Source organism: Streptomyces sp. NPDC001678, from assembly GCF_042892945.1.
In the GTDB taxonomy this organism is placed as follows: domain Bacteria; phylum Actinomycetota; class Actinomycetes; order Streptomycetales; family Streptomycetaceae; genus Streptomyces.
Genome location: NZ_JBIAUP010000006.1, coordinates 67,490 through 93,888, shown reverse-complemented (window position 1 = coordinate 93,888; position 26,399 = coordinate 67,490). Strand labels below are relative to the sequence as shown.

At 71.4% G+C, this 26,399-nt stretch carries 23 protein-coding genes; 3 read left to right on the top strand and 20 right to left on the bottom strand.

Translation table 11 applies throughout. The features are described from left to right. Nucleotides 1–23: 23 nt before the first annotated feature. From ACFYZR_RS14635 to ACFYZR_RS14610, 6 genes are all read right to left on the bottom strand, one after another. On the bottom strand, nucleotides 24–893 hold the full coding sequence (locus tag ACFYZR_RS14635) for an ABC transporter permease (protein WP_391910025.1): 870 nt from the start codon (nucleotides 891–893) through the stop codon (nucleotides 24–26). Next, a complete protein-coding gene (locus ACFYZR_RS14630) occupies nucleotides 880–1,824 on the bottom strand; it encodes an ATP-binding cassette domain-containing protein (protein WP_391910023.1) in 945 nt (314 codons plus the stop codon). The genes ACFYZR_RS14635 and ACFYZR_RS14630 overlap by 14 nt, the downstream gene beginning before the upstream one ends. Before the next feature lie 95 nt (nucleotides 1,825–1,919). Continuing rightward, nucleotides 1,920–3,233 (bottom strand): outer membrane lipoprotein carrier protein LolA, encoded by a 1,314-nt coding sequence (locus ACFYZR_RS14625; protein ID WP_391910021.1) that lies wholly within the window; start codon nucleotides 3,231–3,233, stop codon nucleotides 1,920–1,922. Nucleotides 3,234–3,387: 154 nt separating this feature from the next. Beyond that, the gene (locus ACFYZR_RS14620) at nucleotides 3,388–4,401 is read right to left on the bottom strand and encodes a polyprenyl synthetase family protein (RefSeq protein ID WP_391910019.1); all 1,014 of its coding nucleotides are present in this window, start codon (nucleotides 4,399–4,401) and stop codon (nucleotides 3,388–3,390) included. Between the two features lie 217 nt (nucleotides 4,402–4,618). Continuing rightward, nucleotides 4,619–5,842, bottom strand: a complete 1,224-nt coding sequence (locus tag ACFYZR_RS14615; RefSeq protein ID WP_391910017.1) for an NAD(P)-binding domain-containing protein — start codon at nucleotides 5,840–5,842, stop codon at nucleotides 4,619–4,621. 64 nt (nucleotides 5,843–5,906) lie between these two features. Next, the gene (locus tag ACFYZR_RS14610) at nucleotides 5,907–7,121 is read right to left on the bottom strand and encodes an ATP-grasp domain-containing protein (protein ID WP_391910687.1); all 1,215 of its coding nucleotides are present in this window, start codon (nucleotides 7,119–7,121) and stop codon (nucleotides 5,907–5,909) included. Between the two features lie 381 nt (nucleotides 7,122–7,502). Between ACFYZR_RS14610 and ACFYZR_RS14605 the strand changes: the two genes are divergently transcribed. The 3 genes from ACFYZR_RS14605 to ACFYZR_RS14595 all read left to right on the top strand — a co-directional run bounded on the left by ACFYZR_RS14605 (nucleotide 7,503) and on the right by ACFYZR_RS14595 (nucleotide 10,053). Beyond that, nucleotides 7,503–8,690 carry a fumarylacetoacetate hydrolase family protein gene (locus ACFYZR_RS14605; protein ID WP_391910015.1) on the top strand — a complete coding sequence of 396 codons (1,188 nt, stop codon included), beginning with the start codon at nucleotides 7,503–7,505 and terminating at the stop codon, nucleotides 8,688–8,690. Continuing rightward, complete coding sequence (locus ACFYZR_RS14600; protein WP_391910013.1) at nucleotides 8,687–9,451, top strand: GPP34 family phosphoprotein; 765 nt, start codon at nucleotides 8,687–8,689, stop codon at nucleotides 9,449–9,451. The genes ACFYZR_RS14605 and ACFYZR_RS14600 overlap by 4 nt, the downstream gene beginning before the upstream one ends. A gap of 71 nt (nucleotides 9,452–9,522) precedes the next feature. After that, a complete protein-coding gene (locus tag ACFYZR_RS14595; protein WP_391910011.1) occupies nucleotides 9,523–10,053 on the top strand; it encodes a hypothetical protein in 531 nt (176 codons plus the stop codon). Between the two features lie 67 nt (nucleotides 10,054–10,120). Here the strand turns inward: ACFYZR_RS14595 and nuoN are convergent, their stop codons facing one another. From nuoN to ACFYZR_RS14525, 14 genes are all read right to left on the bottom strand, one after another. Further along, nucleotides 10,121–11,776: an NADH-quinone oxidoreductase subunit NuoN gene (nuoN, locus tag ACFYZR_RS14590; RefSeq protein ID WP_391910009.1), complete on the bottom strand. Its 1,656-nt coding sequence runs from the start codon at nucleotides 11,774–11,776 to the stop codon at nucleotides 10,121–10,123. Next, on the bottom strand, nucleotides 11,773–13,380 hold the full coding sequence (locus ACFYZR_RS14585; RefSeq protein WP_391910007.1) for an NADH-quinone oxidoreductase subunit M: 1,608 nt from the start codon (nucleotides 13,378–13,380) through the stop codon (nucleotides 11,773–11,775). The genes nuoN and ACFYZR_RS14585 overlap by 4 nt, the downstream gene beginning before the upstream one ends. Before the next feature lie 2 nt (nucleotides 13,381–13,382). After that, nucleotides 13,383–15,278, bottom strand: a complete 1,896-nt coding sequence (gene nuoL, locus ACFYZR_RS14580; protein WP_391910005.1) for an NADH-quinone oxidoreductase subunit L — start codon at nucleotides 15,276–15,278, stop codon at nucleotides 13,383–13,385. 13 nt (nucleotides 15,279–15,291) lie between these two features. Continuing rightward, nucleotides 15,292–15,591: an NADH-quinone oxidoreductase subunit NuoK gene (gene nuoK / locus ACFYZR_RS14575; protein ID WP_126914763.1), complete on the bottom strand. Its 300-nt coding sequence runs from the start codon at nucleotides 15,589–15,591 to the stop codon at nucleotides 15,292–15,294. After that, on the bottom strand, nucleotides 15,588–16,427 hold the full coding sequence (locus ACFYZR_RS14570; RefSeq protein ID WP_391910003.1) for an NADH-quinone oxidoreductase subunit J: 840 nt from the start codon (nucleotides 16,425–16,427) through the stop codon (nucleotides 15,588–15,590). The genes nuoK and ACFYZR_RS14570 overlap by 4 nt, the downstream gene beginning before the upstream one ends. Then, a complete protein-coding gene (gene nuoI / locus ACFYZR_RS14565) occupies nucleotides 16,424–17,005 on the bottom strand; it encodes an NADH-quinone oxidoreductase subunit NuoI (RefSeq protein WP_391910001.1) in 582 nt (193 codons plus the stop codon). Before nuoI ends, ACFYZR_RS14570 begins: the two co-directional genes overlap by 4 nt. Nucleotide 17,006: 1 nt before the next feature. After that, nucleotides 17,007–18,386, bottom strand: a complete 1,380-nt coding sequence (gene nuoH / locus ACFYZR_RS14560) for an NADH-quinone oxidoreductase subunit NuoH (RefSeq protein ID WP_391909999.1) — start codon at nucleotides 18,384–18,386, stop codon at nucleotides 17,007–17,009. Between the two features lie 8 nt (nucleotides 18,387–18,394). Then, nucleotides 18,395–20,905, bottom strand: a complete 2,511-nt coding sequence (locus tag ACFYZR_RS14555) for an NADH-quinone oxidoreductase subunit G (RefSeq protein WP_391909997.1) — start codon at nucleotides 20,903–20,905, stop codon at nucleotides 18,395–18,397. Then, nucleotides 20,902–22,272 (bottom strand): NADH-quinone oxidoreductase subunit NuoF, encoded by a 1,371-nt coding sequence (gene nuoF, locus ACFYZR_RS14550; protein ID WP_391909995.1) that lies wholly within the window; start codon nucleotides 22,270–22,272, stop codon nucleotides 20,902–20,904. The genes ACFYZR_RS14555 and nuoF overlap by 4 nt, the downstream gene beginning before the upstream one ends. Continuing rightward, nucleotides 22,269–23,048: an NADH-quinone oxidoreductase subunit NuoE gene (nuoE, locus tag ACFYZR_RS14545; RefSeq protein ID WP_391909993.1), complete on the bottom strand. Its 780-nt coding sequence runs from the start codon at nucleotides 23,046–23,048 to the stop codon at nucleotides 22,269–22,271. Before nuoE ends, nuoF begins: the two co-directional genes overlap by 4 nt. An 87-nt stretch (nucleotides 23,049–23,135) precedes the next feature. Beyond that, nucleotides 23,136–24,500: an NADH-quinone oxidoreductase subunit D gene (locus ACFYZR_RS14540; RefSeq protein WP_391909991.1), complete on the bottom strand. Its 1,365-nt coding sequence runs from the start codon at nucleotides 24,498–24,500 to the stop codon at nucleotides 23,136–23,138. Further along, complete coding sequence (locus ACFYZR_RS14535) at nucleotides 24,500–25,261, bottom strand: NADH-quinone oxidoreductase subunit C (protein ID WP_391909989.1); 762 nt, start codon at nucleotides 25,259–25,261, stop codon at nucleotides 24,500–24,502. The genes ACFYZR_RS14540 and ACFYZR_RS14535 overlap by 1 nt, the downstream gene beginning before the upstream one ends. Further along, complete coding sequence (locus ACFYZR_RS14530) at nucleotides 25,258–25,812, bottom strand: NuoB/complex I 20 kDa subunit family protein (RefSeq protein ID WP_391909987.1); 555 nt, start codon at nucleotides 25,810–25,812, stop codon at nucleotides 25,258–25,260. Before ACFYZR_RS14530 ends, ACFYZR_RS14535 begins: the two co-directional genes overlap by 4 nt. 12 nt (nucleotides 25,813–25,824) lie before the next feature. Beyond that, the gene (locus tag ACFYZR_RS14525) at nucleotides 25,825–26,184 is read right to left on the bottom strand and encodes an NADH-quinone oxidoreductase subunit A (RefSeq protein WP_126914770.1); all 360 of its coding nucleotides are present in this window, start codon (nucleotides 26,182–26,184) and stop codon (nucleotides 25,825–25,827) included. Nucleotides 26,185–26,399: the final 215 nt, after the last annotated feature.

Below are 26,399 nucleotides of genomic sequence, written 5' to 3'. Positions count from 1 at the left end.
GGACCCCGGTCCGGGGCGGAGGCTCACACCGTCACGTCCCGCGACGTGAACCGCGCCCACGCCGCCGAGCCGAACACGGCCACGTACAGCCCCTGCAACCCCAGGTTGCGCAGGATCTGATCCCAATAGACGGGCTCCCGCAACAGGTCCGCGAAACTCAGCCAGTAGTGCGGGAACAGATACGGCTGAACAGCCGCCAGCTGCGGAAACTGATCCAGGATCTGCACCGTGATCAGCAGCCCCACCGTCGTGGCCATCGCCGCGATCCCACTGTTGGTGAGCGTCGAGACGAACAGGCCCAGCGCCGCGAGCCCGGTCAGCGACAGGGCGACCACCCCGGCGATCGCCAGCGCGCGCAGCAGCCCCTCGCCGAACGACACCGTCGTCCCGCTGATCAGCGTCACCTCGCCGACCGGGAAGAGCAGCGCGCCCACCGCCAGCGCCGAGGCGGCGACGACGAGCGTGGCGGCGAAGGCGAAGAGAACGGTCGTCGTGAACTTGGCGAGCAGCAGCCGGGTCCGCCCGGCCGGGGCGACCAGCAGATACCGCAGCGTGCCCGCGGAGGCCTCGCCCGCCACGGCGTCGCCCGCGATCACCCCGATCGCCATCGGCAGGAAGAACGGCAGGGTCGCGGCGAGCGAGGCGAAGACGAGGAAGAGGCCGTTGCCGGCGACCTGCCCGATGAACGCCGGGCCGCCACCACCATCACGTCCGCCCGACCCGCCGCGTCCCGTCTCGATCCGCACCGCGATACCGACGAGAACCGGCACGGCCGCCAGCACGCCCAGCAGGGCGAGCGTGCGCCAGCGCCGGAAGGTCGTCGTCACCTCGCTGCGGTACAGGGACAGCGACAGCGACGGCCTCCCGAACGGCAGTGTCTCAGCCCGCGACATCGAAACCCTCCCCGGTCAGTGCGACGAACGCGTCCTCCAGTGAGGCCCGCTCGGTGCCGAAGGACCGTACGCGCACCTCCGCCCGGACGAGCGCGGTGTTGAGGTCGGCGAGATCCACCGCCGGGCCGCCGGGCGGGAGTTCGCCGGTGACGCGGTCGTCGGTGACCGTGAGGTCGTGCACTCCGTGCTCCTTGAGGACCCGTACGGCCTCCGCCGTGTCGGGAGTGGTGACGGCCAGCCGGCCGCGGGCCGAGGCGGCCAGTTCCCGGACCGTGCCCTGGGTGAGGAGCCGGCCCTGGGCCATGACGGCGGCGTGGGTGCAGACCTGCTCGATCTCGTCGAGGAGGTGGGAGGAGAGGAAGACCGTGGTGCCCTCCGCCGCCAGCCCGCGCACCAGGGCACGGATCTCGCGCATGCCCTGCGGGTCGAGGCCGTTGGTGGGCTCGTCCAGGACGAGGAGTTCGCGCGGCCGGAGCAGGGCGGCGGCCAGGCCGAGCCGCTGTTTCATGCCGAGGGAGTAGGCGCGGGCCTTCTTGCCCGCCGCGCTCGTCAGCCCCACCCGTTCCAGCGCGGCGGCGACCCGCGCGGCGCGGGTGCGGGGGTCGGCGGTGGGGTCGGCGGCGTCGAACCGTACGAGGTTGTCGCGGCCGGAGAGGAAGCCGTAGAGCGCGGGGCCCTCGATCAGGGCCCCCACCTTGGGCAGGACGCGCCGCCCGGCGCGCGGCATCTCCTGGCCGAGCACCCGGGCGGCACCGGAGGTGGGCTCGATGAGGCCCATGAGCATCCGGATGGTGGTGGTCTTCCCGGAGCCGTTGGGGCCGAGGAAGCCGAAGACGCTGCCGCGCGGCACGACGAGGTCGAGCCGGTCGACGGCGAGCTGGCCGCCGAAGCGCTTCGTCAGCGCGACCGTCTCGATCACGGCGCCCTCCACGGTGTCTCCTCTCGCCCTGCGCCCCAGGGCCACTTGGCGGCCCGGAGGCGCCGTGTGCACGCGCGTTCCGGGCCTCGGCCGGGGCGGCAGCCCGCCTACTTCGCGTGCTGCTTCGCGTTCGCGGCCTTGACCAGCGCGTCCTTGGTGACCGCGCCGGCGTAGACCTTGCCGTCGTCCGTCATCAGGACGTTGACGATCCGGGTGCTGTAGACCCGACCGGAGCCGAAGTCGCCCGAGACCTTGGTGCCGAAGCCGTCCAGCAGCGTCTGGGCGTCCGCGCCGCCCTTGCCGCCGGCCTTCTTCTTCCCGGCGCCGGCGTCCTTGCCGTTCAGCGCGGCCGAGGCGTCCTTGCCGGCGTCGAACTCGGCGATGGAGCTCCAGCCCTTGCCGATGACCTTCGACTTGCCGGCGGCGGCGCCGTCGGCGCCGGGCATGCCCAGCATCCCGGGGAGACCGCCCTGGTGGTCGGCCTTGTGGTCGGCCTTGGGCTTCTCCGCGTCGCCCTCGGTCACCTTGGCGCCCTTGGGCGGGGTGAAGTCGAACGTGCCGGCACCCGGCTTGCCGAAGTCGACCTTGGTGAAGGCCGCGTCGACGACCGCCTTGCCGCCGCCCTTGGGCGCGAGGGTGAACTTCAGCGGCACACCGTTCTTCGCGTCGACCGCGATCCGGATCGAGCCGACCGTCGTGTCGTCCGCCTTGGGCTTGATCAGCAGCTGGTAGGCGTCCCGGCCGGCCACCTTGGCCGTGCCGTCGACGGTGACGGCCGTCGTCCCGTCGGCGGCGGCGAGGACCTTCTTGGCCAGCTCCTGCGGCGAGGCGCCGCCCAGGTCCTTCGGCAGCACGTCGCCCTTGGCGTCCTTGGCGTCCTTGCCGTGGTCGCGCTGTGCCTCGGGCGCCTTGGAGTGGTGCACCGTGTTGCCGGCGCTGTCGTACGCCCAGACGTCGGCGCCGTTGCGGACGACGCTGTACTCGGCGGCGCGCTCGACGATCGACACCCGCTGCTTGTCGGGTCCGTCCACGGCCAGCCGGAGCGTGTGCGAACCGGCGGCGAGCTCGGTGAGCTTGGATTGCGGGGACGGCGCGGAACCGTCCTTCTTGCCCTCGCCCTTCTTGTCCCCGTCACCGAAGGAGAGGCCCGACGGCAGCGAGGGCAGACCCAGATCCGTGTTGATCTTGATGGATCCGGACATCCGCTGGGTGTCCGACTGGGCCATCTTGGCTATGAGGTCCTGCGCGCTGATCTTCGGCAGATCCGGGTCACCGGTGCTGGCGAGGGCCGACCCGATGCCGATCGTGGCCGCCGCGACGCCCGCCACCGCGACCGGCACGGCGTAACGGACGGCCTTGCGACGGCGCCGGGCCGGTCCCTCGAAGTCCTGCGCCTCTGGTGTCGGCTGGTTCTCTGCCATGTGCTCTACCCTCCGTCGTCGGCAGCGGCCTTACCCTTCGATTCCATCAGGGCGGCGGCTTCCCGTCGTCAGCCGACGGGATCAACTGCCCGTACGCCTTGGGTATGACGCGCCGGCCGCGTGGCGGAGTTCCCCGGGCCGTCAGGGCAGGTCGCTAGCCCGCGCGGTGGACCACGGCGTCGCACAGCTCTTCGAGCGCCGTCTTCGCGAAGCACTCGGGCAGCGGGGCCAGGGTCGCGCGCGCCTCCTCGGCGTAGCGGATGGTGTCGCGGCGGGCCTGCTCCAGCGCCGGGTGGGTGCGCAGCCGGCGGAGCACCTCGGCGTGGAGGGCGTCGTCGGCGAGGTCGCCCTCGAGCATCCGGCACAGCTCCAGGTCCTCGGGGTCGCCGGTGGCGGCGGCCCGGGCCCGCAGGTGGAGGACGGGCAGGGTGGGGATGCCCTCGCGGAGGTCGGTGCCCGGGGTCTTGCCGGACTCGTGGGAGTCGCTGGCGATGTCCAGCACGTCGTCGGCGAGCTGGAAGGCGATGCCCAGGCGCTCGCCGTAGTGGGTGAGGATCTCGACGACGCGCTCGTCGGCGCCGGACATCATGGCGCCGTAGCGGCCGGCGACGGCGACCAGGGAGCCGGTCTTGCCGGCGAGGACGTCGAGGTAGTGCTCGATGGGGTCGCGGCCGTTCTGGGGGCCGGCCGTCTCCAGGATCTGGCCGGTGACCAGGCGCTCGAAGGCCTCGGCCTGGATGCGCACGGCCTCGGGGCCGAGGTCGGCGAGGATCCGCGAGGCGCGGGAGAAGAGGAAGTCGCCGGTGAGGACGGCCACGGAGTTACCCCAGTTCACATTGGCGCTGGGCACGCCGCGGCGGACGTCGGCCTCGTCCATGACGTCGTCGTGGTAGAGGGTGGCCAGGTGGGTGAGCTCGACGACGACGGCCGAGGGCACCACACCGGGGGCGTAGGGGTCGCCGAACTGCGCGGCGAGCGTCACCAGCAGGGGGCGGAACCGCTTGCCTCCGGCCTTGACCAGGTGCTGGGCGGCCTCGGTGATGAAGGGGACGCCGCTCTTGGTGGCCTCGATGAGGCCCTCCTCGACAGCGGCCAACCCGGCCTGGACATCGGCTTCAAGAGCCTGGTCCCGCACGCTCAGCCCAAAGAAAGGCCCGACGACGGTCACGAGGGTTACTCCTGTCTGCCTGCGAACACGGGGATTGTCGATGTGTCGCTGTCTTCACCAAAAGTCAGCGTATCCGGTCGGCTGTCGATCACCGTGGGCACCCTCAGTCCCCACAGCAGGACAGTGGCCCCGGCGCTGCCGTGCGGCAGCGCCGGGGCCACTGTCTTTTTTCCGGCCATAATCCCCTAAAAGGCACAGCCCCCTAGAACACAGCCCCTCACTCCTGTCCCACCACCGCCCTGGCCAGCCGCGGAGAGGCGTACTCGGTGCCGCAGACAAAGCGCATGACGGGCCCGTAGCTGGCGGCGGAGGGCAGTCCGGTGAAGTACAGGCCGGGTACGGAGGAGTGATATCCGGCCATCAGCCGGGGGCCTCCGGCGCTCACCAGGAGGCGGGTGCGCAGCCCGGCGCCGAGGAAGTCCATGGCCGCCACATCCATCCGGTAGCCGGTGGCGGCGATGACATGGTCGGCGCGGAGCTCGCTCTCGGCGCCGTCCCGGTCGGGGCCGTCGCCCGACGCTGTCAGCGTAAGAACTGGACGGCCCGATTCCACTCGGGCGCGGACGATCCGCTTCCCCTCGGTGACCTGCACCCGGCCCACAAAGCGCTCGCGCAGCCACCACGCGCCCAGCGGCCCCAGCACCCGGCGCACCAGATACTGCCGGGTGGGCGCGGGCAGCCGGCGGAAGCCGTCCGCGTAGTACGAGAAGGCGTACAGCGACCAGGCCCGTCCGAAGGGGGTGTCGGGCTTGAGCAGCGACTGCCCGTCGGGCGCCGCGCCGAAGCGGACCGCGCCCCGGCGCCGCGCCAGCACCCGCACCGACGCCGCGCCCGCCTCGGCCAGCAGCACGGCGCTCTCCAGCGCCGACTGCCCTGCGCCCACGACCACCACGTCCTTGCCCGCGAGGAGGGAGAGGTCACGGTGCTGGGAGCTGTGCGAGACCGGCCCGCTCGCCGAGGGCCCGCCCGGGACGGCCGCCGCGAGCTCGGGCGGCAGCTGGGCCAGCCCGCTCAGCCCCGTGGCGACGACCACGGCCCGCGCCGCGAACTGCTCCCCCGAGTCCAGCTTCAGCTCGAAGCCCCCGCCGGGGCCGCGCCGGTCGACCGACACCACCCGCTCCCGCTCCAGCTGGGGCACCAGCCGCTGCTGGAACCACATCCCGTATCCGGCGAAGGTCTCCACCGGAATGGCGTCCCAGTCGGACTCAAAACGGCGTTCGCCGACGTCCTGGCAGTAGTCGAAGAGGGTGTGCCCGGGTTGGGGGGCGTCGATGTCGGAGGCCGCGGGAGTGGATTTCAGCAGCATCCCGGCGGGCATGTGCTCCCGCCAGCTCACCATCGGCGAGCCGAAGACGCGCGTCGGCACGGCACGCGCTTTGAGGTGGGCTGCGGTCGAGAGGCCGTACGGACCGGCCCCGATGACGGCTACGGGAAGTGTCACGGATCCCCTCCCAGGGCACGCGGGGTGTTCGGCGTGGCGAATACGGGCGTTATCGGTACGGGCGTTATCGGTGGTGCGGGGCGGCCGAGGCGGCGCGGCGCCGGGTGCGCCACAGCTGCCACAGATGCCGGGCGCCCGGCCGTACAAGCCGGGCGAGCATGGTGAAAAAGGGCTTCATGTCGTCGCGGGCGGCCCACGCCAGCTCGGTGCCGCTGGCCCGGGCGGGGGCGTGCGGGGTGGTGTAGCCGCTGCGCCGGTAGGCGGCGAAGGCGGGCAGGTCGATGTTCTCGACGATGAAACGGCGGCCCGTGAGCTGCTCGGCCTCCGGAACGGGACGGCCGGTGAGGTCCAGGTGCTGGGCCCGGACGACGTCGATGCCGGCCTCGTTCTCGAAGAGCCGGAACTGGGCGCCCATGCGGGGGTTGAAGTCCAGCAGCTTGTACCGGCCGTCACGCCGGTCGAAGCGCCAGTCCAGGTCGATGATCCCGCAGAAGCCGATCTGTTTGATGAACTGCGCCGCCATGGCGGCCAGTTCCGGATTGTCGACGACATAGGCGTTGGCGGTCATGCCCGCGTGCGGCGGCCAGGAGCGCACCTTGACGCCCGTGAACATCGCCAGCGGGGTGGACTCCGCGTCGAAGTAGGCGTGGACGATCCAGTCCTCGGCGTGCTCGCGCGGCAGGTACTCCTGGAGGATCACCCCCGGGGAGGGCCCCCAGCCGCGCGCCAGCTCCAGCAGCTCCCGGGGCCCGCCGATCCGGGTGGTGCCGAGCACCGCGGGACGCCGCCGCCGCTCGAACGCCTCCCGGTTCTTGGCGACGACCGGGAACGCGGCGACCGAGGCGTACTTCTCGATCTCCTCGAACGACGCGGGGAACAGCGTCGCCGGGGCGGGCACCCCGTGCTCCACGCACAGCTCATGGAGCCCCTGCTTGCTGGCCAGCCGGCGCGGCAGCGTGCGCTCCACCGGCGGGAAGAGGAAGGAGCCCGCGAGCGACTCGGCGTTCTCGGCGATCAGGACCGCCGCCTCCTCGTCGGTGGGGATCAGCACGGCCGGGCGCCCGATCCGCCGCCCGATCCCCAGCAGGCCCGCCACCAGCTCCTCCGCCCGCTCCGTGCCGGTCGTCGGCCAGACGAACCCGGAGCGCAGATAGCGGGAGACGGCGGCGGGGGTCCATCTGTCCTCGGTGACGGCGTACATCGGAACGCCCAGCCTGCCGAGGCTGCGGATGGCGCCGACGCCGCCATGGTGCAGGGGATAGTCGCCGATCTTCACCATCAGCCCGGGTACGGACCGGTCCGCCGCCACGGGCGCGATCCTGCTCGCCACCAGCACCCCCCTCGGCCACCCAGCCTCAGCGGCCCCCCACTGTGTGTGACCCGACTTAGGACGCTACTTCGGAATCGACCCCTCCAGCAAGGAGTTACCGGACATTGCCCTCCCTTTAGCCAGCGGTCGGACACCTGTCGGACACCTCTTGCCCGGACGGCTTCACCCTTGCTGTGTCTTCCGGGGGACAACCCCCGGACCCCCGGCCGGAACCGCAGGCCCACGGGGGCTGCCGAACCTATATCGCGGAGAGAAACGTAAGTACTGTGTGGATCAGGTCACCGGGCCCATCAGGCCCCCTGAGCTCACCGGAAGGCGAGGCAGCGTCCCATGCCCCAGAACCGCCCCGAGCTGCCCGAAGGCGACCCCTTCGGCGCGGACACCCTCCCCTACGGCGTCTTCACCACCGCGGACGCTCCCGACCGCCCCCGGATCGGCGTGCGCTACGGCGCGTACGTCCTGGACGCCGCCGCGGCCGCCGCCGCCCACGGCTCCGCCTACGCCGGGCTGCTGGAGGCGCCCACCCTCAACCCCCTGCTGGCCGCCGGCCGCCCCACCTGGCAGGCCGTGCGCGCGGAGCTCCGCGGCTGGCTGGACGGGCCGCACTTCCACCCGCTGGAGGAGGTCACGCTGCGGCTGCCCTTCGAGGTCGCCGACTACGTCGACTTCTACGCCAGCGAGCACCACGCCTCCAACGTGGGCCGCATCTTCCGCCCCGACGCGCCGGAGCCGCTCACCCCGAACTGGAAGCACCTGCCCATCGGTTACCACGGGCGCGCCGGCACGATCGTCGTCTCGGGCACCGACGTCGTACGCCCCCAGGGCCAGCGCAAGGCTCCCACCGACACCACCCCCACCTTCGGCCCCTCCCTGCGCCTCGACATCGAGGCCGAGGTCGGCTTCGTCGTCGGCACCCCCGCCCCCGAGAACACCCCCGTGCCGCTCGACGCCTTCCGCGAGCACGTGTTCGGCGTCTGCCTCGTCAACGACTGGTCGGCCCGCGACCTCCAGGCCTGGGAGTACGTGCCGCTGGGCCCCTTCCTCGGCAAGTCGTTCGCCACCTCCGTCTCCGCGTGGATCACCCCGCTGGACGCCTTCGACACGGCCCGCACGCCCGCGCCGGAGCGCACCCACCCGCTGCTCCCCTATCTGGACGACGCGACGGCCGAGCCCGGCGGCATCGACCTGCGCATCGAGGTGCGGATCAACGGCGAGGTCGTCTCCCGGCCGCCCTTCTCCGCCATGTACTGGACGGCCGCCCAGCAGCTTGCCCATATGACCGTCAACGGCGCCTCGCTGCGCACCGGCGACTTCTACGCCTCCGGCACGGTCAGCGGCCCCGAGCCGGACCAGCTGGGCTGCCTGCTGGAGCTCACCCAGGGCAAGGGCCCCTGGCTGGCGGACGGCGACGTGGTGACCATCACCGCGTGGGCGCCCGGCGCGAACGGCGCGCGCGTCGGCCTGGGCGAGGTCACGGGGCGGATCGCACCGGCGCGCGAGGTGGTACCAGGGCCATGAGCGGTGAAGAGGCCGCCGGCCTCACCCTGCCCGAGGAGCTGTTACTCCTCTCCCACTCGCCGTCGTACGGCGTGCGGCTGTGCCCCACGCGGCATCTGGCGTACGGCCTGGCCGGGGCCGTCCTGGCCGAACTGGAGCTGCGCGGGCTCGTGGCGGAGGACCGCGGCGGGCCCGTCAGGGTCGCCGGCATCCCTCCGGCGGACCAGCGGCTCGCCCTGCCGCTGGCGAGCCTCCCCGAGCTCGGCAAGCCCTCCTCGAAGGGGCGTTCGCGGCTCTTCCGGGTGGGCACCTCGACGCACCGGTGGATCCGGACGGCCTCCCGGCATGTCGAGGAGCCCTGGATCGTCGGCCTGGTGGAGCGCCGGATCCTCACCGCGAAGGCGCCCGAGCGGTTCTCCGTGGACCGGCAGCTGCGCTACCCCGTCGGGCCGAACGATCTGACCACCGCGACCCGGCAGCGCTTCGAGGAGGCCCGGGCGGCCGGCTTCCCCGGCCGACGGGACCGGATGCTCGCCGGGCTGATATCCGCGACGGGCGTCGCCAAGGACCTGTATCCGGACTGGAAACGCCGACACGACCGCAAGGAGCTGCGGCGGCACATGCGCAACGAGTGGACCGCCTACGGCGTGTACCGCAACGTCTCGCAGGACTCCTCCTCCGACGGGAGCGGCGCCACCGCCGGTGGTGACGGCGGTGGGCACGGCTCCGGCGGCCACAGCTGCGGGGGCGGCGCCTGTGGAGGCGGCTGCGGAGGCGGGTGACGCGCGAGCGTGCTGCTAGCTTGTCGTGCCCGGCCCCACCGGGTCGGGACATGACAAAGGAAAGGGCGCACGTGCGCAAGGCAGTACAGATCACGGGGGCGGCCGCGGTGGCCGCTGTGCTGATGACCGGCTGTGGCAGCAGCAGCGACAAGGGCGGCGACAAGAGCAAGGAGACCGGGGCCACGGCCCCGGCGACCGCCGACAGCGGGAAGCCGACGCCGGGCGGCGCCGCGTCGAGCGCCCCCGCGCAGCGCGTCTCGGCCGCCGACCTCAAGGGCGGCTGGTCGAAGGGCAAGCTGACCGACCAGAGCCTGCTGATCCTGTCGTTCGCCGGCAGCAAGGTGATGCTCAGCGGGAAGACGGCGTGCTCCGGCAATGTCGTCGACAACGCGCAGCCCGTCACGCTGGAGATCACCCACTGCCAGGACGGCAGCACCGACTACAGCAAGGGCACCGTCAAGAGCTTCGACGGCAAGTCGCTGACGATCGCCTGGGCCTCCGGCAAGGAGGACACCCTCACCAAGGCCGTGGGCGCCGACGGCAAGCCCGCGGGCCTGCCCGCCGGGCTGCCGGCCGGCATCCCCGCCAAGCCCGCCGGCTGACGCGCGCACGACGGCGCCCGGCACCCCTGCCGAGGGGTGCCGGGCGCCGTCCGTACCGCGGGTGGGGCTACCGGACGAAGACGCCCGCCTGCCCGGCCAGTTCCAGGAAGTACTGCGGGGCCAGACCGAGGACGAGGGTGACCACGACGCCGATGGCGATGGCCGAGGACGTCAGCGGGCTGGGCACCGCGACGGTGGGGCCCTCGGCCTTGGGCTCGCTGAAGAACATCAGCACGATCACCCGGATGTAGAAGAACGCGGCGATCGCCGAGGACAGCACACCGACGATGACCAGCGGCGCCGCCCCGCCCTGCGCGGCCGCCTTGAACACCGCGAACTTCCCCGCGAAGCCGCTGGTGAGCGGGATGCCCGCGAAGGCCAGCAGGAAGACCGCGAAGACCGCCGCGACCAGCGGTGAACGCCGCCCGAGCCCCGCCCACTTCGACAGGTGCGTCGCCTCGCCGCCCGCGTCCCGCACCAGCGTCACCACCGCGAACGCGCCCAGCGTGACGAAGGAGTAGGCGGCCAGATAGAAGAGGACCGAGGAGACGCCTTCGGGGGTGGCCGCGATGACACCGGCGAGGATGAAGCCCGCGTGGGCGATGGAGGAGTAGGCCAGCAGCCGCTTCACATCCGTCTGGGTGACGGCCACGATCGCGCCGACGAGCATCGTGACGATCGCGACGCCCCACATCACGGGCCGCCAGTCCCAGCGCATGCCCGGCAGGACCACATAGAGCAGCCGCAGCAGCGCGCCGAAGGCCGCGACCTTGGTCGCCGCCGCCATGAAGCCGGTGACCGGTGTGGGGGCGCCCTGGTAGACGTCGGGCGTCCACATGTGGAAGGGCACCGCGCCGACCTTGAACAGCAGCCCCATCAGCACCATCGCCCCGCCGACCAGCAGCAGCGCGTCATTGGCCGTGCTCCCTGCGAGCGCCGGGTCCATGACCCGCGTGGTGCCGCCGACGACGTCGGCGATGCCCGCGTAGGTGACGGTGCCCGCGTAGCCGTAGAGCAGCGCGATCCCGAAGAGGAGGAACGCGGAGGAGAAGGCGCCCAGCAGGAAGTACTTGACGGCCGACTCCTGCGACAGCAGCCGCTGGCGGCGGGCCAGGCCGCACAGGATGTACAGCGGGAGGGAGAACACCTCCAGGGCGATGAACAGCGTCAGCAGGTCGTCCGCGGCGGGGAAGACGAGCATGCCGCCGACGGCGAAGAGCACCAGCGGGAAGACCTCGGTGGTGACCAGGCCCGCCGCCACCGCCTCCCGCTCGGCTTCCCCGCCCGGCACGGCCGCGGCCTGCGCGGCGAAGGAGTCGACGGGCCGGCCGTCGGCCGCGGGGTCGAGCCGGCGCTCGGCGAAGGTGAACACGGCCACCAGGGCGACGAGGAGAATGGTGCCCTGGAGGAACAGCGCGGGCCCGTCGACGGCGACGGCGCCCATGGCCGCCACATGGGACTTGTCCGACGCGTAGCCGCCCGCCGCCAGCGCGACGACGGCGGCGAAGGCCGCGGCCAGACCGAGGGCCGTCAGCGCCAGCTGGGCGGGATGGCGGACCCGGCGCGGCAGGAAGGCCTCGGCGAGGACGCCCAGGATCGCGGCGCCGAGCACGATCAGCGTCGGGGAGAGCTGGGCGTACTCGATGTGCGGGCCGGGGATCTTCTTCGGCGCCTCGGCCGCCGCCAGTGTCCACAGGCTGTGGACAATTTCCGCGTGACTCACTTGGCGGCCTCCACATCGTTCACATGCGTGTCGGGCTGGGGATCGCTCTTGTGGACCTGCGACATGGTGTGCGCGACCGCCGGGTCCAGCAACTGCGTCACGGGCTTGGGATAGACGCCCAGGAACAGCAGCAGCGCGATCAGCGGCGCGACCACGGCCAGCTCCCGCGCCCGCAGGTCGGGCATCTCCCGTACGGACTCGGACACCGGGCCGGTCATCGTCCGCTGGTAGAGCACGAGGACGTAGAGCGCGGCGAGCACGATGCCGACGGTGGCGATGACACCTGCGGCCGGATAGCGGCTGAAGGTGCCCACCAGGACCAGGAATTCGGAGACGAAGGGCGCGAGCCCCGGCAGCGACAGGGTGGCCAGACCGCCGACCAGGAAGGTGCCGGCGAGCAGGGGGGCCACCTTCTGCACCCCGCCGTAGTCGCCGATGAGCCGGGAGCCGCGCCGGGAGATCAGGAAGCCCGCGACCAGCATCAGCGCGGCGGTGGAGATCCCGTGGTTGACCATGTAGAGCGTCGCGCCGCTCTGGCCCTGGGTGGTCATCGCGAAGATGCCCAGGACGATGAAGCCGAAGTGCGAGATCGAGGCGTAGGCGACCAGGCGCTTGATGTCCCGCTGCCCGACGGCCAGCAGCGCCCCGTAGAGGATGCTGATCAGCGACAGCACCAGGATCACCGGGGTCGCCCACTTCGACGCCTCGGGGAAGAGCTGAAGGCAGAAGCGGAGCATCGCGAACGTGCCGACCTTGTCGACCACCGCGGTGATCAGCACGGCGACGGGCGCGGTGGCCTCGCCCATGGCGTTGGGCAGCCAGGTGTGCAGCGGCCACAGCGGCGCCTTGACGGCGAAGGCGAAGAAGAAGCCGAGGAACAGCGCCCGTTCGGTGGTGGTGGCGAAGTCCAGCTTCCCGGCGGCGCGAGCCTGGACGATCTCCGTCAGGGAGAAGGTGCCGTGCCCCAGCTGGTCGGCGGTGACCGCGTAGAGCCCGATGACCGCGGCGAGCATGATCAGGCCGCCGACGAGGTTGTAGAGCAGGAACTTCACCGCCGCGTACGAGCGCTGGGTGGCGCTCTCGGCCTCGCCGCGCTCCCCCGCCCGGTCGCCGAAGCCGCCGATGAGGAAGTACATCGGGATGAGCATGGCTTCGAAGAAGATGTAGAAGAGGAAGACGTCGGTGGCCTCGAAGGCGATCACCACCATCGCCTCGACCATCAGGATCAGCGCGAAGAAGCCCTGGGTGGGCCGCCAGCGCGAGGAGCGGGTCTCCAGGGGGTCGGCGTCGTGCCAGCCGGCGAGCACGATGAAGGGGATCAGCAGCGCGGTCAGCCCGATCAGCACGACCGAGATGCCGTCGACGCCCAGCTCGTAGCGGACCCCGAAGTCGGCGATCCAAGCGTGCGATTCGGTGAGCTGGAACGGGCCCTTCGCGTCCGGGTCGAAGCGCACGAGCTGCACGGCCGCCAGCACCAGGGTGACCAGCGAGACGGCCAGCGCGAGCCACTTGGCGGCCGCGCGCCGCTCGGCCGGGACGGCGGCCGTGGCGACCGCGCCCAGCGCGGGCACCACCGCCGTGGCCGTCAGCAGGGGAAATGACATGACTAGACCGCCCTCATCAGCAGGGTCGCGGCGATGAGCACCGCCGCACCGCCGAACATCGAGACCGCGTACGACCGCGCGAAGCCGTTCTGGAGCCTGCGCATCCGGCCCGACAGCCCGCCGACGGCGGCGGCGGTGCCGTTGACGACGCCGTCCACCAGCGTGTGGTCGACGTAGACCAGGCTCCGGGTCAGGTGCTCGCCGCCCCGGACCAGCACGATGTGGTTGATGTCGTCCTGGAGCAGATCGCGGCGGGCGATCCGCACCGGCAGGCTCCCGGCCGGCGCCGTGACCGGCACGGGCCGGCGCCCGTACTGCGACCAGGCGACCGCCACACCGATGAAGAGGACCACCAAGGTGGCCGTGGTGACCTGCACGGCGGTGACGGGCGAGTGGCCCTCCTCATGGCCGGTGACGGGCTCCAGCCACTTCAGGAAGGCGTCGTTGACGCTGAACAGGCCGCCCGCGAGGACCGAGCCGACGGCGAGCACGATCATCGGGATCGTCATCGTCTTCGGCGACTCGTGCGGATGCGGCAACTCGCCCTGTGCGTCCGGCTGCCAGCGCTTCTCGCCGAAGAAGGTCAGCAGCATCACGCGCGTCATGTAGTACGCCGTGATGGCCGCGCCCAGCAGGGCCGCGCCGCCCAGGATCCAGCCCTCGGTGCCGCCCCTGGCGAAGGCCGCCTCGATGATCTTGTCCTTGGAGAAGAAGCCGGACAGCCCGGGGAAGCCGATGATGGCGAGATAGCCGAGGCCGAAGGTGACGAAGGTGACGGGCATATAGCGGCGCAGCCCGCCGTAACGCCGCATGTCGACCTCGTCGTTCATCCCGTGCATCACCGAGCCCGCCCCGAGGAAGAGGCCGGCCTTGAAGAAGCCGTGGGTGACCAGGTGCATGATCGCGAAGGGGTAGCCGATCGGGCCCAGCCCGGCGGCCAGGATCATGTAGCCGATCTGGGACATCGTCGAGCCCGCGAGGGCCTTCTTGATGTCGTCCTTGGCGCAACCGACGATCGCACCAAAGAGGAGTGTCACCGCGCCGACCGTGACGACGGCCGTCTGGGCGTCCGGCGCCCCGTCGAAGATCGGCCCGGAGCGGGTGATCAGATACACCCCGGCGGTGACCATCGTCGCCGCGTGGATGAGCGCGGAGACCGGCGTGGGGCCCTCCATCGCGTCCCCGAGCCAGGACTGCAGCGGCACCTGGGCCGACTTGCCGCAGGCGGCCAGCAGCAGCACCAGCCCAATGGCCGTCAGCTTGCCCTCGCCCGCCTTGCCGGCGTTCTCCAGCACCGGCCCGAAGGCGAAGGTCCCGAAGGTGGTGAACATCAGCATCACGGCGATGGACAGGCCCATGTCGCCGACGCGGTTGACGAGGAACGCCTTCTTCGCCGCCGTGGCCGCGCTGGGCTTGTGCTGCCAGAAGCCGATCAGCAGGTACGACGCGAGGCCGACGCCCTCCCAGCCGACGTACAGCAGAAGGTAGTTGTCGGCGAGGACGAGCAGCAGCATCGCGGCGAGGAAGAGGTTGAGATAGCCGAAGAAGCGCCGCCGCCGCTCGTCGTGGGCCATATAGCCGACCGAGTAGAGGTGGATCAGCGAGCCCACACCCGTGATCAGCAGGACGAAGGTCATCGACAGCTGATCGAGCTGGAAGCCCACGTCCGCGCGGAAGCCGCCGACGGGCACCCAGCTGAACACGGTCGCGGCCAGCTCGCGGTCCTCGCCGCCGCGGCCCAGCATGTCGGCGAAGAGCACCACGCCGATGACGAACGACAGGGCGGCGGCGAGCGTGCCGATCCAGTGGCCCGCGCGGTCGAGCCGCCGCCCGCCGCACAGCAGCACGCCCGCGCCCAGCAGGGGCACCAGGACGAGCGTTCCGATGAGGTTCTCCACCGTCAGTGTCCCCTTACAGCTTCAGCAGGCCGGCGTCGTCGACCGAGGCGGAGTGGCGGGACCGGAAGATCGTCACGATGATCGCCAGGCCCACCACGACTTCGGCGGCGGCCACGACCATCGTGAAGAACGCGATGATCTGGCCGTCGAGATTGCCGTGCATCCGGGAGAAGGTGACGAACGCCAGATTGCAGGCGTTCAGCATCAGCTCGACGCACATGAAGATGACGATCGCGTTCCGCCGGATGAGCACACCGGTGGCCCCGATGGTGAACAACAGGGCCGCCAGATAGAGGTAGTTCACGGGATTCACTTGGCCCCCTCCTCGGTGCGCTCCGCGGCGCGGCCCTTGTCCCGCTCCAGCCATTCCCCGGAGCGCTGCTCCAGCGCCGCCAGCTCCGCGAGCGCCTCCTCGGACACGTCGCGGATCTGGCCCCGCGCGCGCAGCGTGGGGTTGACGGTGAGCTCGGAGGGCGTGCCGTCGGGCAGCAGGCCGGGGATGTCGACCGCGTTGTGCCGGGCGTAGACGCCGGGGGCGGGCAGGGGCGGCAGCTGCCTGCCGGCGCGCACGCGCCGCTCGGCCAGCTCGCGCTGGGTGGCGGGAGGCTCGGCGCGCTCGCGGTGGGTCATCACCATCGCCCCGACGGCGGCGGTGATGAGCAACGCGCCGGTGATCTCGAAGGCGAAGACGTACTTGGTGAACAGGAGCGCGGCGAGCCCCTGGACATTGCCGCCGGCGTTGGCCCGGCCCAGCCCGTCGAAGTCGCGCAGCGCGGCGTTGGCGATGCCGGCGGCCAGCAGGACGCCGAAGCCCAGCGCGCACAGCCCGGCGAGCACCCGCTGGCCCTTGATGGTCTCCTTCAGCGAGTCCGCGGCGGTGACGCCCACGAGCATCACCACGAACAGGAACAGCATCATGATCGCGCCGGTGTAGACGACGATCTGCACGACGCCCAGGAAGTAGGCGCCGTTGGCGAGGTAGAACACCGCCAGGACGATCATCGTCCCGGCGAGGCAGAGCGCGCTGTGCACGGCCTTCTTCATCAGCACCGCGCCGAGCGCGCCGGCCACGGCGACGACCGCCAGGATCCAGAACTGGACGGCCTCGCCCGTCGACGTCAGATACGGGGCGGCGGCGACGGGGCTCATGCCTCCACCCCCTCGTCCTGGGGACGCTCCCCCTTGGAGAGCGCGACCTGCCGGGTCGTGCCCGGGGCGGCGCCCGTCACCAGGCCCCGGTAGTAGTCCTGTTCGGTCATCCCGGGGAAGATCGCGTGCGGGGTGTCGACCATGCGGTCCTCGAGGCCCGCGAGCAGCTGCTCCTTGGTGTAGATCAGCGACTCGCGGCTGGCGTCGGCCAGTTCGTACTCGTTCGTCATCGTCAGGGCGCGGGTCGGGCACGCCTCGACGCACAGGCCGCACAGGATGCAGCGGAGGTAATTGATCTGGTAGACGCGGCCGTAGCGCTCGCCGGGCGAGTAGCGCTCCTCGTCGGTGTTGTCCGCGCCCTCGACGTAGATCGCGTCCGCCGGGCAGGCCCAGGCGCACAGCTCGCAGCCGATGCACTTCTCCAGGCCGTCGGGGTGGCGGTTGAGCTGGTGACGGCCGTGGAAGCGCGGCGCGGTGTGCTTCTTCTCCTCCGGGTACTGCTCGGTCAGCCGCTTCTTGAACATGGCCTTGAAGGTCACGCCGAAGCCGGCCACGGGATTCTGGAAGTCGGAAGACACCTCACCCCTCCTTTCGGTCACTCTGAGTATCCACCCCGCCACTGACAATGAGCTCCCCGCCGTGGCGGGACCTCCGTCGCGGCACGGGCGGCAGGCTCTGGCCGGGCAGCGGCGGCACGGGGAACCCGCCCGCCATGGGGTCGAAGACGGGCGCCGGCCCCTCGGCCCCCTCCCCCGCCTTCCCGCCGTCGGCCCCGCCCTTGCCCCCGCTTCCGTGGAACAGGTCGAAGAGCAGCGACAGCAGCAGGAGTCCGAGGACCCCGCCCCCGACGTAGAGCACGATGTCCTGGAAGGCGTAGTTCTCGTTCCGCAGCGCCCGCACGGTCGCGACGAGCATCAGCCAGACCACCGAGACCGGGATGAGCACCTTCCAGCCCAGCTTCATCAGCTGGTCGTAGCGCACCCGGGGCAGCGTGCCGCGCAGCCAGATGAAGAAGAACAGCAGCAGCTGCACCTTGATGACGAACCACAGCATCGGCCACCAGCCGTGGTTCGCGCCCTCCCAGAACGCGGAGAGCGGATACGGGGCCCGCCAGCCACCCAGGAAGAGCGTGGTCGCGACCGCCGAGACCGTCACCATGTTCACGTACTCGGCGAGCATGAACATCGCGAACTTGATGGACGAGTACTCGGTGTTGAAGCCGCCGACCAGGTCGCCCTCGGACTCCGGCATGTCGAAGGGGGCCCGGTTGGTCTCGCCGACCATCGTGGCGATGTAGATGACGAAGGAGACCGGCAGCAGCAGGATGTACCAGCGGTCGTGCTGCGCCTCGACGATCGCCGAGGTCGACATCGAGCCGGAGTAGAGGAAGACCGACGCGAAGGCCGCGCCCATCGCGATCTCGTACGAGATCATCTGCGCGCACGAGCGGAGCCCGCCGAGCAGCGGATACGTCGAGCCCGACGACCAGCCGGCCAGCACGATGCCGTAGATGCCGACCGAGGCGACCGCGAGGATGTACAGGATCGCGATCGGCAGGTCGGTGAGCTGCATCGTCGTGCGGTGCCCGAGGATCGAGACCTCGTTGCCGGACGGGCCGAAGGGGATCACCGCGATGGCCATGAACGCGGGAATGGCGGCGACGACCGGCGCGAGGACGTAGACGACCTTGTCGGCGCGCCGGACGATCACGTCCTCCTTGAGCATCAGCTTGATGCCGTCCGCCAGCGACTGCAACAGCCCCCACGGACCGTGCCGGTTGGGGCCGATGCGCAGCTGCATCCAGGCGACGACCTTGCGCTCCCAGACGATGGAGAAGAGCACGGTCACCATCAGGAACGCGAAGCAGAAGACGGCCTTGATCACCACCAGCCACCAGGGGTCCCTGCCGAACATCGACAGGTCCTCGACCGCCAGTTGACTCAGCGCAGGTTGACTCATCGCAGGACTCACGACCGCACCTCCGGCCTCTTCGCTCCACCCTCGTCACCGGTATCCGCGCCGATGCGCACCAGCTCGCCCGGCCGTGCCCCGGTGCCGGAGGCGACGCCGCCGCCGACGGAGTTCAGCGGGAGCCAGACCACCCGGTCGGGCATGGGCGTGATCCGCAGCGGCAGCCGCACCGAGCCGTACGGGCCGGTCACGGCGAGGAGTTCGCCGTCGCGCACCCCCGCCTCGGCCGCCGTCGCCGCCGACACCCGGGCGAGGGCCGGGTGGCGGGTGCCGGCCAGCGCCTCGTCCCCGTCCTGGAGCCGGCCCCGGTCCAGCAGCATCCGGTGGCCCGCGAGCACCGCCTCGCCGCGCTCGGGCCGGATCGGCGGCCGCCCGGATTCCGCCGGGCCGGCCGGCCGCTCGCCGTCCCAGGTGCCCAGCCGCGTCAGCTCGGCCCGTACGGCCGGGAGGGCGTCCAGGGCGAGCGGCACGTCCATGGCGTCGGCCAGCATGTGCAGCACCCGGAAGTCCGGCAGATTGTGCCGCCGCCCGAGCTGGTCCGGCTTGAGCGCCGCCTCGAACGGCCGTGCCCGGCCCTCCCAGTTGAGGAACGTCCCGGACTTCTCCGCGACGGCCGCGACCGGCAGCACCACGTCCGCCCGGTCCGACACCTCACTGGGCCGCTGCTCCAGGCTGACGAGGAAGCCCACCGCGTCCAGCGCCTCGCGGGCCCGCGCCGGATCGGGCAGGTCCGCGACCTCCACGCCGCCCACCAGCAGCGCGGCCAGCTCGCCCGTGGCCGCCGCCTCCACGATCTGGCCGGTGTCCCGGCCGGCGCCGCGCGGCAGTTCGGCCACGCGCCACACCTCCGCCGTCTCCTGGCGCGCCCGCGGGTCGGTGACGGGCCGGCCGCCCGGCAGCAGCCCCGGCAGGGCCCCCGCCTCCAGCGCGCCCCGCTCGCCCGCCCGGCGCGGCAGCCACACCAGCCGCGCGCCCGTCGCCGCGGCCGCCGCCACGGCGGCCGTCAGCCCGCCGGGCACCCCGGCCAGCCGCTCGCCGACGAGGATCAGCGCGCCCGGCGCGCGCAGCGCGTCCGACGCCGCCCGTCCGGCCGCCTCCAGGCCCGACGCGTCCGCCAGCGCCCGCAGCCACTCCGGCTCCGTGCCCGGCGCGGCCGGCAGCAGCGTGCCGCCCGCCTTCGTCAGGCCCGGGGTCGCGTAGGGGGCCAGCGCGAACACGCGCTGGCCGCGCTTGCGCCACGCCTTGCGCAGCCGCAGGAAGACGCCGGGCGCCTCCTCCTCGGCCTCCAGCCCCACGAGCAGCGCGGCGGGCGCCTGTTCCAGGAGCGTGTACGTCACCCCGGTGCCGTCCAGGTCCCTGCCCCGTCCGGCGACGTGGGCGGCGAGGAAGTCGGCCTCCTCACCGCTGTGCGTCCGCGCCCGGAAGTCGACGTCGTGGGTACCGAGGGCGACGCGGGTGAACTTGGCGTAGGCGTAGGCGTCCTCCACCGTCAGCCGGCCGCCGGTCAGCACCCCGGCCCGGCCGCGCGCGGCCGCGAGGCCCCGGGCCGCGGTCTCCAGCGCCTCCGGCCAGCTCGCGGGCGTGAGGACGCCGTCCGCGCCCCGGACCAGCGGGGTGTCGAAGCGCTCCGGCCGCTGCGCGTAGCGGAAGGCGAAGCGGCCCTTGTCGCACACCCATTCCTCATTGACTTCGGGGTCCTCCGCGGCCAGCCGGCGCATCACCTTGCCGCGTCGGTGGTCGGTGCGCAGCGCGCAGCCGCCCGCGCAGTGCTCGCACACCGACGGGGAGGAGACCAGGTCGAAGGGGCGGGCGCGGAATCGGTACGCCGCCGAGGTGAGCGCGCCCACCGGGCAGATCTGGATGGTGTTGCCGGAGAAGTACGACTGGAAGGGGTCGCCCTCGCCCGTGCCGACCTGCTCCAGCGCGCCGCGCTCCAGCAGCTCGATCATCGGGTCGCCCGCGATCTCGTTGGAGAAGCGGGTGCAGCGCGCGCACAGCACACAGCGTTCGCGGTCCAGCAGGATCTGCGTGGAGATGGGGATCGGCTTCTCGTAGGTGCGCTTGCGGCCCTCGAAGCGGCTGTCCGCCTGGCCCGCCGACATGGCCTGGTTCTGCAGGGGGCACTCGCCGCCCTTGTCGCAGACGGGGCAGTCCAGCGGGTGGTTGATGAGCAGCAGCTCCATCACGCCACGCTGTGCCTTCTCGGCGACGGGCGAGGTGAGCTGGGTCTTCACCACCATGCCGTCCGTGCAGGTGATGGTGCAGGACGCCATGGGCTTGCGCTGGCCCTCGACCTCGACGATGCACTGTCTGCACGCGCCCGCCGGATCCAGCAGCGGGTGGTCGCAGAACCGCGGGATCTCGATGCCCAGCAGCTCGGCCGCCCGGATGACGAGGGTGCCCTTCGGCACGGAGAGCTGGATGCCGTCGATGGTGACGGACACCAGGTCCTCCGGCGGGACGGCCGCGTTCCCTCCTCCGGAGGGGGCGGACGTGGTCACTGTCATGCGTTCACCCCCAGGTGAGCGTGCTGGTTGGTGGCGGGGCCGTCGGCCCACACCGTCGACTTCGCCGGGTCGAAGGGGCAGCCCTTGCCCTTGATGTGCTGCTCGTACTCCTCGCGGAAGTACTTCAGCGAGGAGAAGATCGGGCTGGCGGCGCCGTCGCCCAGCGCGCAGAAGGACTTTCCGTTGATGTTGTCGGCGATGTCGGCGAGCTTGTCGAGGTCGGCCATCCGCCCCTTGCCCGCCTCGATGTCGCGGAGCAACTGCACGAGCCAGTAGGTGCCTTCACGACAGGGCGTGCACTTGCCGCAGGACTCGTGGGCGTAGAACTCGGTCCAGCGGGTGACGGCCCGGACGACGCAGGTCGTCTCGTCGAAGCACTGGAGCGCCTTGGTGCCGAGCATCGACCCGGCGGCGCCCACCCCCTCGTAGTCCAGGGGGACGTCGAGGTGTTCGTCGGTCAGCAGCGGGGTCGAGGAGCCGCCCGGCGTCCAGAACTTCAGCCGGTGGCCGGGTCGCATCCCGCCGCTCATGCCGAGCAGTTGGCCCAGCGTGATGCCCAACGGCCCCTCGTACTGGCCTGGGTTGGCGACGTGGCCGCTGAGGGAGTACAGCGTGAAGCCGGGCGACTTCTCGCTGCCCATCGAACGGAACCACTCCTTGCCCCGGTTGAAGATTGCGGGAACCGAGGCGATGGATTCGACGTTGTTCACGACAGTGGGGCAGGCGTAGAGGCCCGCGACCGCGGGGAAGGGGGGCCGGAGCCGGGGCTGGCCGCGGCGGCCCTCCAGAGAGTCGAGCAGGGCGGTCTCCTCGCCGCAGATATAGGCGCCCGCCCCCGCGTGCACGGTGACTTCGAGGTCGAGTCCGCTGCCCAGGACGTTCCGGCCGAGGAAGCCCGCCGCGTACGCCTCGCGCACGGCCTCGTGCAGCCTGCGGAGCACGGGGACGGTCTCGCCGCGCAGATAGATGAAGGCGCGGTCGGAGCGGATCGCCCAGCAGGCGATCACCATGCCCTCGATGAGGGCGTGGGGGTTGGCGAAGAGGAGGGGGATGTCCTTGCAGGTGCCGGGCTCGGACTCGTCGGCGTTGACGACGAGATAGTGCGGCTTGCCGTCGCCCTGGGGGATGAACTGCCACTTCATCCCGGTGGGGAAGCCGGCGCCGCCGCGGCCGCGCAGCCCGGAGTCCTTCACATACGCGATGACGTCGTCGGGGGTCATCGCGAGGGCCTTGCGCGCGCCCTCGTAGCCCTCGTGCCGGAGATAGGTCTCCAGCGTCCAGGAACGCGGCTCGTCCCAGAAGGCGCTGAGGACGGGTGCGAGCAGTTTCTCGGGGCTGGTCTCGAAGATCTCGGGCGCCATGGTCATCCCTCCCCCTCCTCGGATGTCTGCCGCTGCCCGGGGCCGCCGTCCGTGGGGCCGCCGTCCGTGGGGGCCGTCCGCGGCGGGCCCACGCGGTGCGCGCCCTCGCCCCTGGCCAGCCGGAGCCCGGCCAGCGAGGCGGGCCCGGCACCGCCGCTCGCCTCGACGGCACCCGGCCGCCGGTCGGGGAAGCCGGCCAGGATGCGGGCCGTCTCCTTGTACGTGCACAGCGGCGCCCCGCGCGTGGGCTCGACGGGACGGCCGGCGCGGAGGTCGTCGACGAGCGCCCTGGCGCTCTCGGGCGTCTGGTTGTCGAAGAACTCCCAGTTGACCATCATCACGGGCGCGTAGTCGCAGGCCGCGTTGCACTCGATGTGCTCCAGGGTGACCTTGCCGTCGGCGGTGGTCTCACCGTTGCCGACGCCGAGGTGCCGCTTGAGCTCGTCGAAGATGGCGTCCCCGCCCAGCACCGCGCACAGGGTGTTGGTGCACACCCCGACCTGGTAATCGCCCCCGGGCGCGCGCCGGTACATGGTGTAGAAGGTCGAGACCGCCGTGACCTCGGCCGTGGTGAGCCCGAGCCGCTCGGCGCAGAACCGGATGCCGGTGCGGGTGACGTGCCCGTCCTCGGCCTGCACGAGGTGCAGCAGCGGCAGCAGCGCGCTGCGGCTGTCGGGATAGCGGGCGATCACCTCGTCGGCGTCCGCGTCCAGCCGGGCGCGGACGTCGGCGGGATAGTCGGGGGCGGGGAGCGAGGGCATCCCCAGGCTGACGTCACTCACTGCGCCTCCTTGTTCGCTTCTCCGCCCACGCGGCGCAGAGGTGCGGGATCGTGGATGTCTGCGGCCCGGCGGCCGCGCGTGCGTCGCTCACCGATCGACCCCTCCCATCACGGGATCGATGGACGCCACCGCCACGATGACGTCGGCGACCATGCCGCCCTCGCACATCGCCGCCATGGCCTGGAGGTTGGTGAAGGAGGGGTCCCGGAAGTGGACCCGGTAGGGGCGGGTGCCGCCGTCGCTGACGACGTGCACGCCCAGTTCCCCCTTGGGGGACTCCACGGCGACGTACGTCTGCCCCGGCGGCACCCGGAAGCCCTCCGTCACCAGCTTGAAGTGGTGGATCAGGGCCTCCATCGAGGTGCCCATGATCTTCTTGATGTGGTCGAGGGAGTTGCCCAGCCCGTCCGGCCCGAGGGCAAGCTGCGCGGGCCAGGCGATCTTCTTGTCGGCGACCATCACCGGGCCCGGCTGGAGCCGGTCCAGGCACTGCTCGACGATCCGCAGCGACTGCCGCATCTCCTCCAGCCGGATCAGGAAGCGGCCGTAGGCGTCGCAGGTGTCGGCGGTCGCCACGTCGAAGTCGTAGTTCTCGTAGCCGCAGTAGGGCTGGGCCTTGCGCAGGTCGTGCGGGAGCCCGGCGGAGCGCAGGATCGGCCCGGTGGCGCCCAGCGCCATGCAGCCGGTGAGGTCGAGGTGGCCGATGCCCTCCATCCGGCCCTTGAAGATGGGGTTGCCGGTGGCGAGCTTGTCGTACTCGGGCAGGTTCCGCCGCATCTTCTTGACGAACTCGCGGACCTGGTCGACCGCGCCGGGCGGCAGGTCCTGGGCGAGGCCGCCGGGGCGGACGTACGCGTGGTTCATCCGCAGGCCGGTGATGAGCTCGAAGACGTCGAGGACCATCTCACGGTCACGGAAGCCGTAGATCATGATCGTGGTGGCGCCGAGCTCCATGCCGCCGGTGGCGATGGCCACCAGGTGGGAGGAGATTCGGTTCAGCTCCATGAGCATCACCCGGATGACGGAGGCCCGGTCGGGGACCTGCTCCTCGATGCCGAGCAGCCGCTCCACACCCAGGCAGTACGCCGTCTCGTTGAAGAACGGCGTGAGGTAGTCCATGCGCGTCACAAAGGTGGTGCCCTGGGTCCAGTTGCGGAACTCCAGGTTCTTCTCGATGCCGGTGTGGAGGTAGCCGATGCCGCAGCGGGCCTCGGTGACGGTCTCGCCGTCGATCTCCAGGATCAGCCGGAGCACCCCATGGGTGGAGGGGTGCTGGGGACCCATGTTGACGACGATGCGCTCGTCGTCGGCCCGCTTGGCGGCAGCGGCGATCTCGTTCCAGTCGCCGCCGGTGACCGTGTAGACGGTCCCCTCGGTGGTCTCGCGCGCGCCGGCGGGGGTGCTGTCGCCAGGGGCGGTGCCGTTGGGGGCGGTGCCGTTGGACGTGGACATCACGAGTACGACCTCCGCTGGTCGGGAGCCGGGATCCGGGCGCCCTTGTACTCGACGGGGATGCCGCCGAGGGGGTAGTCCTTGCGCTGCGGAAAGCCCTGCCAGTCGTCCGGCATCATGATCCGCGTGAGCGCCGGGTGGCCGTCGAAGACCAGGCCGAAGAAGTCGTACGTCTCGCGCTCGTGCCAGTCGTTGGTCGGATAGACGTCGACGATCGACGGGATGTGGGGATCGGCGTCGGGGACGCTCACCTCCAGCCGGATCAGCCGGTTGTGGGTGATCGAGCGCAGGTGGTAGACGGCGTGGAGCTCACGCCCCTTGTCCCCGGGGAGGTGCACCCCGCTGACCCCGGTGCACAGCTCGAAGCGGAGCGCCGGGTCGTCGCGCAGGGTCCGGGCGACGCGCGGCAGGTGCTCACGGGCGATGTGGAAGGTGAGCTCGTCCCGGTCGACCACGGTCTTCTCGATCGCGTTCTCCGGGACCAGCCCCTGCTCCTCCAGGGCCCCTTCCAGCTCGTCCGCCACCTCGTCGAACCAACCCCCGTAAGGACGGGTGGCCTCGCCCGGCAGCCGTACGGTCCGGACGAGCCGGCCGTAGCCGGTGGTGTCGCCGCCGTTGTTCGCGCCGAACATGCCGTGCCGGACGCCGATGACCTCGCCGTGGTCCAGGCGCTGGCCGGGCAGGTTCTGGGCGCCGAGGTCCTTGTCGGGATTGACGCCATTGGGGGGCTTGGGGCCCTCGGTGGGCTTGGGGTCGCTCATCGCAGCAGCCCCTTCATGTCGATGAGGGGCAGGGCTTTGAGGGCCGTCTTCTCCGCCTCGGCCTCCGCCTCCGCGCGCTGCGCGCCGAGCTTCTCGGCCTGGATCTTCTTGTGCAGCTTGAGGATCGAGTCCATGAGCATCTCGGGCCGGGGCGGGCAGCCGGGCAGATAGATGTCGACCGGCACGATGTGGTCGACGCCCTGCACGATCGCGTAGTTGTTGAACATGCCGCCGCTGGACGCGCAGACCCCCATGGAGATCACCCACTTGGGGTTGGGCATCTGGTCGTAGACCTGACGCAGCACGGGCGCCATCTTCTGGCTCACCCGGCCCGCCACGATCATCAGATCGGCCTGGCGGGGCGAGCCCCGGAAGACCTCCATGCCGAAGCGGGCGAGGTCATAGCGCCCCGCTCCGGTCGTCATCATCTCGATGGCACAGCAGGCCAGGCCGAAGGTGGCCGGGAAGACGGACGCCTTGCGCACCCATCCCGCGGCCTGTTCGACGGATGTCAGCAGAAAGCCGCTCGGCAGCTTCTCCTCGAGTCCCATGCGACGAGCCCCCTAGTCCCATTCCAGGCCGCCGCGCCGCCATACATAGGCGTAGGCGACGAAGACGGTGAGCACGAAGAGGAGCATCTCCACGAGCCCGAACAGCCCCAGGGAGTCGAAGGTGACCGCCCAGGGATAAAGGAAGACGACCTCGATGTCGAAGACGATGAAGAGCATCGCCGTCAGGTAGTACTTGATCGGGAAGCGGCCGCCGCCGGCCGGGTGCGGGGTCGGCTCGATGCCGCATTCGTACGCCTCGAGCTTGGCGCGGTTGTAGCGCTTGGGCCCCACGAGCGAGCCCACGACCACGGAGAAGATCGCGAAGCCCGCACCTAGGGCTCCCAGTACGAGGATGGGCGCATAGGCGTTCACCGCTCCTCGCTCCTTCCAGTCTGTCGACGCTGACTGCTGGCTGACCGGACCCGGTGGACGGAGGCTCTCCGAAGATCACCGCCATGTGAGGCAGTTCACAAGCCCGAGTCGCCTGCATCCTATGCCCGCCGGTCTGTGATCTGCGACACGGCGTACACGACCGCGTTTGTGATCTCCACCACCTGACGAACGATCATTAAGTCGGATGAGCGGTG